A 13,827-nucleotide genomic window follows, 5' to 3' on the forward strand; every position below is an offset into this window, starting at 1 on the left:
TTATAGGTTGCCTGTTGCTTTCAATAATTGATAGTATTGCAATTGTGCGGTCGCTTCCGCAGTAGTGAGATCAAAGCGGGATTGCAGCAGCTGCGTTTCCGCATCCAGCAGGTCTGTCAGTAAGGACAGCTGGTTGAAGTAGGTATTATTGACGATCCTGAAATTTTCTTTCGCCTGCGCGATATTCTCCTTTGCCACCTGTATGCGCGTCAAAGCCTCAGTGTACCGCAGGTACGCGGCATTCACTTCTTCCCTCACCCGGTCCTTTGTGTCCGCATGTTCTATTTCCTGGCGCTCCAGGTTAATTTTCGCTTCCGCTTTCCGGTGCTTGTTCGTGTAGAGTTGCGAAATCGGCAGGGAAGCCTTGATGCCGGCCATTCCCAGCCCGTACAGGTTGAACGAATATGGATACATGAGTATCTGCGGATAGGAGTAACCGTACTCGGCAAACAGGCCTACCTTCGGCAGGATGTTCGCTTTGGCCTGTTCGAGCTTTAATTCGCTGAGCCTTGTTTCCTTTTCGGAAATTTTAAACTCATAGGAATGGGCGTAAGCATCGTTTAAATATTCTTCGTACGTGCGTTGCTGTGATACAGGATTCAGCGTGTCCATGGCGATATGAATGATTTGATCATCCGGCTCTCCCATCATGATGTTGAGGCGTTGCATCGCAATTTTGAGGTTGTTTCTTATTTCCAGCAGCGTCATTTTTTGTTTGGAAAGACGTAATTCCGCTCTGAGAACATCGCTCTTTAACACGACTCCGTTCTGCTGCAAATGCCGGATTTCTACAAGCTCCCGCTCACGCTCTGCGATATCCTGTAACATCACCTGTTCGTATTGGGTGTTGCGGTAAATATCCAGGTAGTACGCGGCAGCTTTGTACTTCAGTTCCTGCTCGGTAAGGTTTTTCTGTTCAGCAGCCAGTTCCGCCTCGGTTTCGGCCGCATGTATCTCACGGTTGATCTTTCCGCCGTTGTATAAATTCAGAAAAGCTTCCCCGGAAATTTTATAGGTTCCCTTCTTTTCAATAGGAATCTGCGTTGGTGCGTGCAGGATACCATCCTCATACAGCGCAAAGTTGGAGAAGCGGGCATACATACCGTCGCCCTTCACTTCCGGCAGGCGCTCGGTCCGGGCGTTCTTTACACGTTCCCGCGCGCTCTCCACGCTCAGCTGCTTCATTTGCAACTGCTTGTTGTATGCGGATGTTTTTTGCCAAACTGCAGTGAGGGTCAGGGTGTTCTTTTGTTCAGGGTCCTGGCTGAAGGCCTTTATGCTGACGGATAGCGAGATTAGCAACACTGCCGCCAGCATCTTATTACTGATTGTAAACATATTAATCACAATGAAGGTGCAAAGTTCCATCCAGTTTGTAAATTATTTTTGCTATAAATTGCCATATAATTGTTAGATCCGGTCAAATGGAAAAAATTGACTATAACCAGATATTATTGGATACCGACGAGGTCCCTCAGTCGGCCTATATATGGCATATGAAAACCGAACATCACTTCCCTTTTCATAAGCATAACAAAGGACAGTTAACGTATGTTGAAGGCGGAGCTGCATTTTTATACACCCGGGAAAAGACCTACTTCCTGCCCGCCAGGCATTACATGTGGGTGCCGGCCGGCGTAGAGCATTACTTTGCGCACCGCTATCCGGCCAACTATGTGCGGTCTATTTATTTCTTCACGGAAAAGGAGGACGCCGGTGAACCGTTCTACAGCACAACGGGTATCTATCCCGTTTCCAACCTCCTGCTGGAAATGCTGCTGTTCACTTCCCGCTGGGAAGGTAATATCCTGCCCGGCTCCAAACCGTTTACGTTCATCAAGGCCATGAAATACCTGCTGCCGGAGATCAGCACCAGCCCCCTGCCAATTACCCTTCCAACCAGCGATAACCCGCGTATGCGGCCGATTCTGCGGTTTATCAATGAGAACCTGGCAGAGCCCCTGACCATGGAAACGGTCTGCGCTAAATTCAACACCAGCGAACGTACCCTCACCAGGCTCTTCAGGGCTACGATGGATATCTCTTTCTTCCAGTACCTGAAAATCGCCCGTATGTCCCGCGCAATGGGCTACCTGATGGAAACGGATAAGACCATCAGCGAAATAGCCTGGGATACCGGCTACAACAGCGTGTCCGCCTTCAGCAACACCTTCTTCAAACTAACGGGCAAGCGCCCTTCGGATTACCAGCATCTCAACAAAACGCCGCCCCCGGAAGAAGATTAGCGGCGGCGCATCACAGCCGCCGGAAGTACTGCCGTATAACCATCCCCGTAAAAACTGTTGCATATCTGGGGTATTTAAACCATCTTACCGGCCAATCAAGATCTAAACACAATATGAACTCAATGAAAAAACAGCTGCTGCTACCGGCGCTGCTGGCCGGTCTTGTCCTGCCTGCTGCGGCGCAGCAGAAGGCGCCCTCCCAAACAACGCCCACCAGGCCCGAGGCCAAAACATCGTTTTCCCTCAGTCCGGACACGACCATCGCCAGCACCCACGAAGTAACTATCAAAGGCCAGCGTATTCCCTACAAAACGATCGCCGGCACGCAACCCGTGTGGGACGAGAGCGGCAAAGTACTGGCCGGCATATTCTACACCTACTATGAGCGTACGGACGTGAAGGATAAATCCACCCGGCCCCTCGTCATCTCCTTCAACGGCGGCCCAGGCACGCCCTCCGTCTGGATGCAGATCGCCTATACCGGCCCCCGCCTCCTCAACATCGATGACGAAGGCTACCCCGTACAACCCTATGGCATACACGAAAACAACCAGTCCATCCTCGATGTGGCAGATATCCTGTATATCGATCCGGCCAATACCGGGTTTAGCCGCCTCGCCTCCAAGGACGTACCCCGTGATAAATTCTTTGGCGTTAACGCGGATATCCGATATCTCGCCGAGTGGATCAATACCTTTGTGTCGCGCCACAACCGCTGGGCCTCTCCGAAATACCTGATCGGAGAAAGCTACGGTACTACCAGGGTATCAGGCCTGGCGCTGGAATTACAGAACTCCCAATGGATGTACCTCAACGGCGTCATTCTCGTCTCTCCTACAGAACTGGGCATAAACCGGAACGGACCGGTGGATGCCGCTTTGCGGCTCCCTTACTATGCAGCCACCGCCTGGTATCATAAGGCCCTCGCGGCGGACCTGCAGCAAAAGGACCTCACGGCATTCCTCCCGGAAGTGGAAGACTTCACGATTAAGGAACTACTGCCCGCTATCAGCCAGGGCGGCTTCCTGGACGACGCGCAGCGCCGGCAGATAGCCGCTAAAATGGCCCGTTACTCCGGCCTCTCCGAACAGGTGATCCTGCAGCATAACCTGGACGTGCCTACGAACTTCTTCTGGAAAGAGCTGCTGCGGGATAAAGGATTTACCGTAGGTAGACTGGATAGCAGGTACAAGGGGATAGACCGCGAGCTCGCTGGCGACAGCCCGGATTACAACGCTGAACTGACCAGCTGGTTGCACGCCTTCACCCCTGCCATCAACATCTATCTCCGCGAGGAATTGGGCGTAAAAACTGATTTGAAATACATGATGTTCGGCCCCGTGCATCCATGGGACCGCGGCAATGACAATACCGGGGAAAACCTGCGCCAGGCGATGGCACAGAACCCCTACCTCCATGTCATGATCCAATCCGGTTATTACGATGGCGCCTGCGATTACTTCAATGCCAAGTATAGCATGTGGCAGCTGGATCCCGGCGGCAGGCTGAAGGACAGGCTGTCCTGGAAGGGTTACCGCAGCGGCCATATGATGTACCTGAGGAAAGATGACCTGGCTACGGGAAATGAGGATATACGGAATTTTATAAAGGCATCCTTGCCAAAAGCCGGTCAACCGGCGAAATACTAAAAGCAAAAAGCGGGCATGTACAATGCCCGCTTTTTGTTGTATGCTATTGTAACGTTACAGCTAGATCTTATAACTCACGCCCAGCATCAGGAAAACGTTGTACAACGGAAAATCCAGCCCTTTGAAGCTATCCGGGAAGATTGGCCTTACGCCCCAGGCCAGGTTGCCCAGCACGCTGAGCTTTTTGCCTACGCGGCGCTCTGCCCCACCCTGGAAGCCTATGTCAAAGTTCCTCACTTCGTTGCCGAAATCAAAGGTAGCATGATCCACGATCACTTTTTCGCCGGTAGGCCCGCCGTTGCGGATGTAACCATCGGAAACATCGCCATGGAAGTTAGCGCTGAATTTCCAGGCCACATATCCGCCGAGGGAGAAGCGCCAGTTATCGTTGGGCGTAAATACCGCGCTCACCGGGAAGCTGAGATAGGCGTTACGCGCAATCGTTTTGTTCCTGCCCGTGAAAGTACCTTCAAAAGTGCCGGTGCTGGAACCATCCTGCACGGTAATGATGGTATGAAAATACTGCACTTTGTCCTTCGTGCCCATGCCTTTGAAATCCATTTTCACGCCGATGGCTGCGCCCCATATTTGCGAAGCGCGGAGGCTCAGCTCATAGCCCAGCGCCGGCGAAAATTCAGGCCAGTAGCCGTCAATGGAACGTATCGTATTCGGAAAGCCCATAGGCGTCGTAGCCCCAAAGTTAAAACCCGCTACTATGCGGTGTTCCAGGAAAGGCTTGAAAGAGCTGCTCTTCTCCTGCGCCATTACCTGCCCGGCGCTGCTGGCTATGATGATTGCTGTCAGTGCTGTTAAAATATTCCTCATCGTATGCAAAATCTTTATTCGTGAATAATCTGTAAACTATCTACCGTTAAGCGGCTGCCGATGGCGCCCTGGTATTGGTCTCCCAGGTAGCTGGACGACATGACGATCGCCAGCATCATCTGCGAAGTGGCCGGCCGGTAGTACACAAATGGCAGATTAAACCGGGTATAGTTTGCTTTGGCGCCGCCGTCAGGCAGTTTAGCAATGGCTACGATGCGGTCGGAAGTTTGAATGTTGGTGGCGTCCAGCCGGGTGGTACCGCTGTACAGCACCGCGTAGATGGAACAGCTGTCCGTTGCGCCTGCCACCGGTTTGCCGGATTTATCCTGGAATACGGCGCCGGGCGTGTATTTGTAGTATCCGGTGAAGCTTTTCGGCTTCCCGATATAAGGCTGTCCGAATTGAGTGGCCGCCAGCGGATTCGTAAGGCCGAAGCGACTGTCAAACACGCCCAGGAACAGGGAGCCGGCAAAGAGGCGTATGCCTACGAGGCTGGATAATGGCGTACCGCCGCGGGTTTCCAATACAGCGGCATGGCTGCCATGATAGGCGTCCGTAGTATCCCTCAGCGGATAAGAGCCCGGCACTTTTTGATTGGAAGGGAGCGCAATGGCGATGCCCGGGTTCCCGGACGACCAGATGCTGCTGGAATCCGCCTCAATCGGGTACATGTACCGGTTCGGGGATTGCTCAACCCAATGTTCAAAATCCCATGCCCATACGCCGATGTTCACTACCTGTACGGTATAGGTCTTATGATACCGGCCATCCTGCGAAGTAACAGTATAGGCGGTGAGCCCCAGGCCGGTTGACTGGTCAAACTTCAGCGTGTCGCCCGGATCAGGCGTTACCTTAGCGCCCGGCACGGGAACAATCCGCGGTACCACGCCGTTTTCATAGGCGCTCTGTTTGAGATACAACAAGATTTTGGAATTAACCTGGTCAATGAAGGGATCGCTGGTCAATTGAGATTTAGCTACAATAAAGGAGTCAATGTCTGCCTCCGGGTTCAATGGAGCGTCCTTGATGCAACTGCTGCTGAAGAGCGTTGCAAGGAGGGCGCCAAAACAAAGTGTTCGTCTGATCATTAGTATATCTGTTGGTTTCCTAAAAATTCTTAACATTGTATATGCCCGATAAAGTTCGAATCAAACGTGTAAGCATATACGCCGCAAAATGCGTCACCGGGGTACTGTTCGTAAGTCTCGTGTCCTGGTTAATCGGCTACAAAGATACAGTATGGGTACTGATTTCCGTGATGCTGGTGTTATCCCCCGACGGCTCGGACGCTGTAACCCTTGCGGTTACACGGATTAAAGCCAACCTGATCGGCGCGCTTTCCGGCTTTCTGCTTATCCTGATCCATCCCGAACTGGTGCTGATGATGAGCATTGCCGTCCTTATAACCGTTATCCTCTGCAATTTGTTACAGCTGGAAGCTGCCACCCGCACCGCGCTGGCGGCGGCCATTATCGTCATGACGCACGAGGCGGGCCAGCACCCCTGGGATACCGCCATTGGCAGGGTGCTATCCGTAATTGCCGGCTGTATCATTGGCCTGGGCATTACGTTCCTGTTTCACAACAAACTTACACAACGGCCTGTTTCTCAGTCCGATACAACAAATGAAGCCTGATACAGAATTGCTACAGAATTGTGTAATACTTTTATTTCCACAAGGAGCGATGCATGAAGAAAATGATTTTGATGGCTGCAATAGCCATGGTGCGTTGGAATAGCCTGGCTGCACAACAAACCGATTTACAAGTGGTACCTGATACAACGGCACGTAGTGGCATATCCCTGATCACCGCCGATACCATTCCCGACATTTCACCCATATCTCCCCTAAACCTAACTGGCACGAAGGAACAAAAACGCAGGTCCTTTGTATGCAGCGCCGCCGGCATTATTGTGCCCGCGGCCATGATCAGCTACGGCTTTGCAGCGTTGCATACCACGCCGCTGAGGGATTTGAACTATAGTACCAAAACGGAGATACAGGAGCATAACCCCAATTTCAGCACCGGGGTAGACAACTTCCTGCAGTATTCCCCGGCGGTAGCCGTGTACGTACTGAACGCAGCGGGTATAAAAGGAAAGCATAACCTGCGGGACCGTACGATCATTCTTGGGCTGACGGCCATTATCAATGCCGGAACGGTAGGATTTGTAAAGGCGCAAACGAGGGAAATGCGCCCCGATGGCAGTAACGACCTGAGCTTCCCCAGCGGGCATACCGCCAATGCCTTTGCTTCAGCGGAATTCCTGCGCCAGGAGTACCGGGATGTATCGCCCTGGATAGGCATCGCCGGCTATGCGGCAGCTACGGCCACGGGCGTGATGCGCATGTACAATAACCGCCACTGGCTGAGCGACGTGGTCGCAGGCGCCGGCTTCGGCATCCTCAGCACGAAAGCCGCCTACTGGATATACCCGGTGATACAGCGGAAACTGTTCCCGGAACATAAAAACCTGGTAATGCTGCCGTATTACAATACACAACTGAAAACTGCGGGGATTAGCTTATCGCTCACAAACTTCTGAAGTCTTACTCAAAGTGGCATAGTGGGGACTACTTCAAACGAAGCATAGCCTGCTGCTAGGATTGTGAGCAATCTCACATCTGGCCATGCTGTTAACCAAAAACTACTTTCATTCAGGTTTTCTCTTGCTGGGGTTTCTCCTGTCTACACCTATCTACTTAGAATACCCTAAAGATAACACCATGGTAATGAACACCATTTTTAAATTAGCATGGGCAAATTTCAATTTTATCTCCCGATAATTTTGTAAACTATTGGTTAATTAGAGAATTTCGAATCTCCCCGGGAATATTTTCTGTTTCGTTAACATCTGGTAAAGGAATGGCCCAAAAAATAGACATAATTTCATTTTGATCCTTATAAATCATTTTTTGATAACCTGATTATCAAGCGATTTTCAATCAAGATAACTATGTACGGACCGTTTATTTTCCTGTTGGCCTGCATCTCCATGTACCTGTTATACCGTATCCAGGTACTGCGGAAGTTTAAATTATCCCAGCAACACCTGATCCCCATCCCCGGCGAGGACGCAATGGCCGAAGCCCGGATAATCAGCGCCACTAATCACTTGTTCAACGTATCCCGCTATTTCCGCAGCATCCGGAATTATTCCGCCAACCGCTGGATGACCGTAGCTATTAAACAGGTCATCAAAACGGATATCGGCGTTTCGCAGGAGGTAAGACTGATCACCAACCTCGCTCCCGGCGAAGAGAGAAGGCTGGGCCATGCGGATGATGTGCAGGAAGGCCGGTATAAGATATTCATCGGGTATGAAATCCTCTGGGCCCGGTACACGGAAGTACCCAAATGGTACCTGCCCAAACAAAGGAAGTATCCCACCCCGGCGGAGATGTACGATGAAGCCATGAAAAAGTACCATGCCATCCACGAGCAAACAGCTCGGGCCCTTACCGCTCCGCTGCCGCAAACCCCTTCCCATCCGTCAGCACCAGCCATACAAACGTCAACGCAATCCCCACCAGGGAACCTACCGCTACATCTTCAAAAAAATGCTGGCTCATATACATGCGCGAATACCCTACCAGTACCGCCAGGGCAAGGTACGCCAGCGACCAGGCCTTATTTTTCGTAAAATAAGCGAGCACCGTAGCCGCTGTAAACGCGCAGACAGTATGCCCCGATGGAAAGCTCCGGAAATTATCCAGGACATCCACGCCCGGCACATAATAAATAGCCTGCAGACGCGGGTCGTTGATCGCCTGTGCTATCTTCTGGGAAAAATAACGGTGCGGCCGTGGAAAGGCCACCCAAAACTTCAAACCGAAGTTCACCAATGCCGTAAAACAATAAGCGCTGGCCAATATAAAGCTCTCCCGCTTACTGAAGAAAAATACCGCCACCGTCAGCACAACGGCCGCAGCTACGCTGCCCAGGTGGGTTATCAACGGGAAAAACCAGTCCCCGAACGGGGTGTGCAGCCGGTTGATAAAAAAGTAAATATCATCCCTGCTGAAAAAGAGCTTTATCAGCATCAGTCCTGCAAAAAATGGCAGGTAACACCAGAGGTATAATTTAAGGCCGTTGTAGACCTTTGCGATTTTTTCCATGCGTTGTTATTTATACGCCCGCCACCAATAACTAATCCTGCTCTCCTCCGGCAATCCCCCGCGCTCCCCGGGCGCCGGCATCCAAAGCGTAATATGCCGCTCCTCCGCCAGCTGCACGATCTTCTCCCCGGGCTCATTCCAGTCGTGAAACGCCAGGTTGAACGTACCCCAGTGCACCGGCAGCATCACCTTCCCTTTCAAAGCCTGATGCGCCTGCGTCGCCTTCTCCGGCCCCATGTGTATGTCCGGCCAATGCACGTCATAAGCCCCGATTTCCAGGATAGTCAGATCAAACGGACCATAGGTAGTACCGATTTCCGCAAATCCGTCAAAGTAACCGGAATCCCCGCCGATGAAAACCTTCTTATCTCTCCCCTTCAACACATAAGAGGACCAGAGGGTTTCATTGCGGTCAAACCAACGGCCTGAAAAATGCCGTGCAGGCGTTGCCGTTAGTGTCAGCGTATCGCTGATCCGGAACGTCTCCGTCCAGTCCAGCACCGCGATATGCGCCGCAGGAATCCCCCAGCGCAGCAAATGCTTCTCCACCCCTTTCGGACATACGAACTGCTTTACCCTGTGATTGAGGAAACGCATCATATGCCGGTCCAGGTGATCGTAATGATCGTGCGACAATACCACCACATCTATAGACGGCAGCTCCGAAGGCTGCACAGGCGCCGCAAAAAAGCGCCTGGGCCCCAAAAACGGAAATGGCGAAGCCCTGTCCGCAAACACAGGGTCAATGATCAGCCGCTTCCCGTCCAGCTCCAGCAGGTAGCTGGAATGCCCCAGCCAGGTGAGCTGCAGCTCTTCCGATGCCACCGGCTGCAAAGCGGCCGGACTAATATGAAACGGCCCCATCGGGGTAAGCGGACTTCGTTTACCCTTATACGTGAGATACCGCCACATCAGCGTCGCCATGTTCGTAATGGCCGTACTGGTAGGCACCGGGTTCTGGTACCGCTTTCCCTGGATATGTGATTGTAACGCCACGGTATTAACTGCTGATTCGTCTGTGATAATTGATCTGTCCGAGATGGTAACGGAGGTGCCCATAGAGGTACACCACAAATGCGCCGTAGGTCATATCCGTCTTCAACGGGTTGTCCGCATACGGCAGCTCCATTTTTGCAGGGTCCAGCGTTGGCACAACAGCCGCCAGCGTCTTACGGGTGTCCGCAATCGCATCCAGCAACACCTCCCGCTTAAGATCGCGGGCGCTGAATTCGTACGGCCGGTCCCGTTCATACCCCGTATTCCCCAGTAATGCACCTATGAAATGCCGCAGGTTGCCGCAAACGTGCAAACAGAGATTGCCGCCGGAATTGGACGTACCGGGCAGCACTTTCCACAGGTCTTCGTCCGACTTATATAACCTGATCTCTTCTTCCAGTTTGTTGATTTCCGCTTCAAATAAACCGGGCAGGATGTTGCTAATCATGATGATAGTTTATTACCCGCAAAGTACGAATAATAACAACAAGTATCCGCTATCCCCTTCTCAGGTTGCTGACCAGCTGGTCCAGCGTTTCCTTTACACGGAGTATATCTTCCTTATTCACGCCGGCTTCCGCCGTTTCCACCACCTGTAACGCCAGGGGATATACGATTTGCTTCAGGTTTTTCCCATCGTTGGTAAGCCATACCCTTTTGCTGCGGCGGTCCTCCCCGTCCACGGAGCGGCGCACGAGGACGCGCTTCTCCAGGTTGTCGATCAGTTTGGTCAAACTGGCCTTATCTTTGTCAGTCTTGTCCGCCAACTCCTGCTGCCGGCAACCATCCTGCTCCCCCCAGAGGTGACGGAGGATAAAATACATATCGGGGGTCAGGTCAATTCCTTTCTCCATGAAAACAGCCAGTAGTTTTAATCGGTAAGCTGTGTGGGCGCGCGTTATATTGCGGCTGACTGCAGATCGCAGGATATCCGCTATTTCAGGTTCACTCATTGTTTCATCGGGTTTAATCAGGTGTTTCGGTAAACTAAAATACTAAAAGAATAATTGCTAAATCTGTTAACCACATAATTTAAACATATACCAATACCTATTTGTTTGACAAACAGTATTTCATCAGCATGACCAACGAAGCACATACCAGCCGGCCGACGTTGCGGGAAAAATTGTACCGGGTTATCTTTTTATCGGATACGCCGGCAGGAAAATTATTTGACATATGCCTGCTGTTAGTGATCCTCGCCAGCGTGGCCATCGTCATGATGGAAAGCGTTCAATCCCTGCAAGTCCGCTATAGCCGACTGTTTAACTGCCTGGAATGGATTTTCACCATTCTCTTCACACTGGAATACATCCTGCGGATATGGTGCACGCCTAAGCCTAAACGATATATCACCAGCTTTTACGGCATCGTGGACCTGCTCTGCGTCATCCCCAGCTATGTGGAATTCCTGCTGGGCGGCGGCCATTTCCTTATCTCCATCCGCATACTGCGACTGATGCGTATCTTCCGTATCTTTAAGCTCGTGCCTTTCCTCCACGAGGGCAGGCAGCTGATGCTGGCGCTGCAACGCAGCCGGCGCAAAATTGCGGTGTTCTTTTTCTTTATTATGTTGCTTACCGTGGTGCTGGGCTCCATCATGTACGTGATCGAATCCGGCCACAACTCCGGCTTCACCAGCATTCCCGTCAGCATATACTGGGCAGTGGTAACTTTAACCACCGTGGGTTATGGCGATATTGCGCCCGTTACGCCCGTAGGCCAGGCCTTCTCGGCCATCATCATGATCATGGGTTACGCCATCATCGCGGTACCAACCGGGATTGTAACAGCGGAAATGAGCCGCATCCACCGCGCGGCGGATACGCTGAAAGCCAGGGAATGCCCCGGCTGCCATTCGAAAATTGAAGAGGAAGACGCGCTGTTCTGCAAATACTGCGGCACGCATCTCTGATGATAACGTTAAAACCTATTCATGCAAACTGGTATCCTTACGTCTATACTGGACAACGACTTCTACAAATTCACCATGCAACACTGCGTGGTGAAACTCTTCCCAAAGGCAAGAGCCCGATATAAGTTCATCAACCGCGGCCAGCACGCCTTTCCGCCCGGCTTCGACAAAGTGCTGCGGGAGGCCGTCAACGCCATGGAACACCTCAGCCTTACCAAAGAGGAAAAAGGCTACCTTGCCGTGACCTGCCCCTACCTGGACCCCACTTACCTGGACTTCCTGCAGGGCTATCGCTATAATCCGGACGAAGTCCACATCTCCCAGCACGGGGAAGACCTGGAAGTTGTGGTAGACGGTTATTGGTACCGTGCCATCCTCTGGGAAGTACCCCTCATGTCCCTCATCTGTGAACTGTACTACGAACAAACAGGCCAGCAACGCCTGCCCGATGAAGAGGTGATCCGCATCACCCGGGAGAAAATCGAAAACTACAAAAAGCTCCATATCACCATCGCGGAATTCGGCACCCGCCGCAGGCACTCCCTCGCGGTGCATAAACTCGTGGTGCAAACCCTCCGCAAATACGGGGAAGGTACCTTCATCGGCACCAGCAACGTACACCTGGCCATGCGCAACGGCGTCAAACCGGTAGGCACGCATGCGCACGAATGGTTCATGTTCCACGCGGCGAAATACGGCTTCAAAATGGCCAACATGATGGGATTGGAACAATGGGTACAGGTCTACCGGGGCGACCTCGGCATCGCCCTGTCCGACACCTATACCACCGATGTTTTCTTTGAACAGTTCGATAAGAAATTTGCCAAGCTGTTTGACGGTGTGAGGCACGACAGTGGCGATCCGCTCCTGTTTGCGGATAAAACCATTGCGCATTACATCAGTAAAAACGTAGACCCGCTGAGCAAAACCATTATATTCTCCGACGGACTGGATTATGAAAAGGTGGCCGCTATCGCGGATTATTGCAGGGGAAGAATCGGGATGTCGTTCGGCATTGGCACCAACTTCACCAACGATGTAGGCCTCAAGGCCCTCAACATCGTGATCAAAATGTACGAAGCCCATCCCGAAGATGCTCCGAGATGGGCGCCGGTAGTAAAATTATCTGACGTAAATGGTAAATACACCGGGGATGAACAAACCATTGCCCTGGCGAAAACCATCCTGGGTATTGCTTAGTTGCCGGCCCGGCCCAGGCCTATGCCGGTATCGCCCTGGCTAAGGTCCCCGGTTTCGTAACCTTTCTTAAACCAGGCCATGCGTTGCGCGGAAGTGCCGTGTGTGAAAGCATCCGGCACAATGCGCCCGGTGCCTGCTTCCTGCAGCTTGTCGTCCCCCACCGCACTGGCGGCAGATAAGCCGGATTCAATATCCCCGGCTTCCAGTATGCTCTTCATTTTATCGGCATGGTTAGCCCAGAGGCCGGCGAGGAAATCCGCCTGCAGTTCCAGCATCACGGATAATTTGTTGTATTCTTTTTCGCTCAGCTGGCTGCGCATGGATTGTACCTTGCGACTGATGCCGAGCAGGTTCTGCACATGATGCCCTACCTCGTGGGCAATGACATAGGCCTTCGCAAAATCTCCCTGTACGCGGAAACGTTGTTCCAGCTCGTTGAAGAAAGAAACGTCCAGGTACACTTTCTGGTCCGCCGGGCAGTAGAACGGCCCCATGGCTGATTCCGCAGCGCCGCAGCCCGATACAGTCGCATCGGTAAACAGGCGCATTTTAGGCTCTTCATAGGTCATGCCCAACTTTGCAAACTGGTCAGTCCACACCTCTTCAGTACTGTGCAGCACTTTCGCGGAAAACTGTTCAATAGCACTGCTGTTCTCCTTGGTGAGTTGCTCGGTAGCGCCGCCGTCGCCAGGGCCTTGCACCTGTTCTACGGCCTGCATCACCGTTTGCGGGTCCTGCTTGAGGAACAACGCAATTACAAAAATGATGATCGCGCCAACACCGCCGCCAATCACGCCTTTGCGCATACCGCCGCCGGTTTGTTTCTCGACGTTGTCGCTCATTTGTTCATCGTCTAAACGCATAGTTGTAGTAGGG

The 13,827-nt window shown here is 52.2% G+C and carries 15 protein-coding genes; 6 read left to right on the top strand and 9 right to left on the bottom strand.

What is annotated here, in order from left to right; all coding sequences use genetic code 11:
• The gene (locus BOC67_RS12115; RefSeq protein ID WP_291910589.1) at positions 1 to 1,338 is read right to left on the bottom strand and encodes a TolC family protein; all 1,338 of its coding nucleotides are present in this window, start codon (positions 1,336 to 1,338) and stop codon (positions 1 to 3) included.
• Between the two features lie 86 nt (positions 1,339 to 1,424).
• Between BOC67_RS12115 and BOC67_RS12120 the strand changes: the two genes are divergently transcribed.
• The gene (locus BOC67_RS12120; protein WP_291910590.1) at positions 1,425 to 2,246 is read left to right on the top strand and encodes an AraC family transcriptional regulator; all 822 of its coding nucleotides are present in this window, start codon (positions 1,425 to 1,427) and stop codon (positions 2,244 to 2,246) included.
• Positions 2,247 to 2,368: 122 nt separating this feature from the next.
• The gene (locus BOC67_RS12125) at positions 2,369 to 3,895 is read left to right on the top strand and encodes a carboxypeptidase (protein ID WP_291910591.1); all 1,527 of its coding nucleotides are present in this window, start codon (positions 2,369 to 2,371) and stop codon (positions 3,893 to 3,895) included.
• A gap of 60 nt (positions 3,896 to 3,955) precedes the next feature.
• Here BOC67_RS12125 and BOC67_RS12130 read toward each other — a convergent pair whose 3' ends face one another.
• Positions 3,956 to 4,720, bottom strand: coding sequence for an outer membrane beta-barrel protein (locus BOC67_RS12130; RefSeq protein WP_291910592.1), 765 nt, complete (start codon positions 4,718 to 4,720; stop codon positions 3,956 to 3,958).
• A 14-nt stretch (positions 4,721 to 4,734) separates the two neighbouring features.
• Positions 4,735 to 5,808 carry a PCMD domain-containing protein gene (locus BOC67_RS12135; protein WP_291910593.1) on the bottom strand — a complete coding sequence of 358 codons (1,074 nt, stop codon included), beginning with the start codon at positions 5,806 to 5,808 and terminating at the stop codon, positions 4,735 to 4,737.
• Between the two features lie 41 nt (positions 5,809 to 5,849).
• Between BOC67_RS12135 and BOC67_RS12140 the strand changes: the two genes are divergently transcribed.
• Both BOC67_RS12140 and BOC67_RS12145 read left to right on the top strand, forming a co-directional pair.
• A complete protein-coding gene (locus BOC67_RS12140) occupies positions 5,850 to 6,356 on the top strand; it encodes an FUSC family protein (protein ID WP_291910594.1) in 507 nt (168 codons plus the stop codon).
• A 53-nt stretch (positions 6,357 to 6,409) separates the two neighbouring features.
• The gene (locus BOC67_RS12145) at positions 6,410 to 7,267 is read left to right on the top strand and encodes a phosphatase PAP2 family protein (protein WP_291910595.1); all 858 of its coding nucleotides are present in this window, start codon (positions 6,410 to 6,412) and stop codon (positions 7,265 to 7,267) included.
• A gap of 492 nt (positions 7,268 to 7,759) precedes the next feature.
• Here BOC67_RS12145 and BOC67_RS12150 read toward each other — a convergent pair whose 3' ends face one another.
• The 5 genes from BOC67_RS12150 to BOC67_RS12170 are packed head-to-tail and all read right to left on the bottom strand — an operon-like array spanning position 7,760 to position 10,690.
• Entirely contained in the window at positions 7,760 to 8,152 is a 393-nt protein-coding gene (locus BOC67_RS12150; protein ID WP_291910596.1) for a hypothetical protein, read from the bottom strand.
• Between the two features lie 28 nt (positions 8,153 to 8,180).
• Positions 8,181 to 8,840: a phosphatase PAP2 family protein gene (locus BOC67_RS12155; RefSeq protein WP_291910597.1), complete on the bottom strand. Its 660-nt coding sequence runs from the start codon at positions 8,838 to 8,840 to the stop codon at positions 8,181 to 8,183.
• 6 nt (positions 8,841 to 8,846) lie between these two features.
• Positions 8,847 to 9,836, bottom strand: a complete 990-nt coding sequence (locus tag BOC67_RS12160) for an MBL fold metallo-hydrolase (RefSeq protein ID WP_291910598.1) — start codon at positions 9,834 to 9,836, stop codon at positions 8,847 to 8,849.
• Positions 9,837 to 9,840: 4 nt separating this feature from the next.
• Positions 9,841 to 10,284: a DinB family protein gene (locus BOC67_RS12165; RefSeq protein WP_291910599.1), complete on the bottom strand. Its 444-nt coding sequence runs from the start codon at positions 10,282 to 10,284 to the stop codon at positions 9,841 to 9,843.
• 49 nt (positions 10,285 to 10,333) lie between these two features.
• Complete coding sequence (locus BOC67_RS12170) at positions 10,334 to 10,690, bottom strand: MarR family transcriptional regulator (RefSeq protein WP_291910600.1); 357 nt, start codon at positions 10,688 to 10,690, stop codon at positions 10,334 to 10,336.
• A 200-nt stretch (positions 10,691 to 10,890) separates the two neighbouring features.
• On the opposite strand from BOC67_RS12170, the gene BOC67_RS12175 reads away from it, so the two are divergent.
• Together BOC67_RS12175 and pncB are read left to right on the top strand one after the other, a co-directional pair.
• Entirely contained in the window at positions 10,891 to 11,751 is an 861-nt protein-coding gene (locus BOC67_RS12175) for an ion transporter (RefSeq protein WP_291910601.1), read from the top strand.
• A gap of 21 nt (positions 11,752 to 11,772) precedes the next feature.
• The gene (gene pncB, locus BOC67_RS12180) at positions 11,773 to 12,951 is read left to right on the top strand and encodes a nicotinate phosphoribosyltransferase (RefSeq protein ID WP_291910602.1); all 1,179 of its coding nucleotides are present in this window, start codon (positions 11,773 to 11,775) and stop codon (positions 12,949 to 12,951) included.
• On the opposite strand, the gene BOC67_RS12185 is transcribed toward pncB, so the two are convergent.
• Complete coding sequence (locus BOC67_RS12185) at positions 12,948 to 13,814, bottom strand: neutral zinc metallopeptidase (protein WP_291910603.1); 867 nt, start codon at positions 13,812 to 13,814, stop codon at positions 12,948 to 12,950. The two genes, pncB and BOC67_RS12185, sit on opposite strands and share 4 nt — an antisense overlap.
• Positions 13,815 to 13,827: the final 13 nt, after the last annotated feature.

It is taken from the genome of Chitinophaga sp. CB10, assembly GCA_001870995.2.
In the GTDB taxonomy this organism is placed as follows: domain Bacteria; phylum Bacteroidota; class Bacteroidia; order Chitinophagales; family Chitinophagaceae; genus Chitinophaga.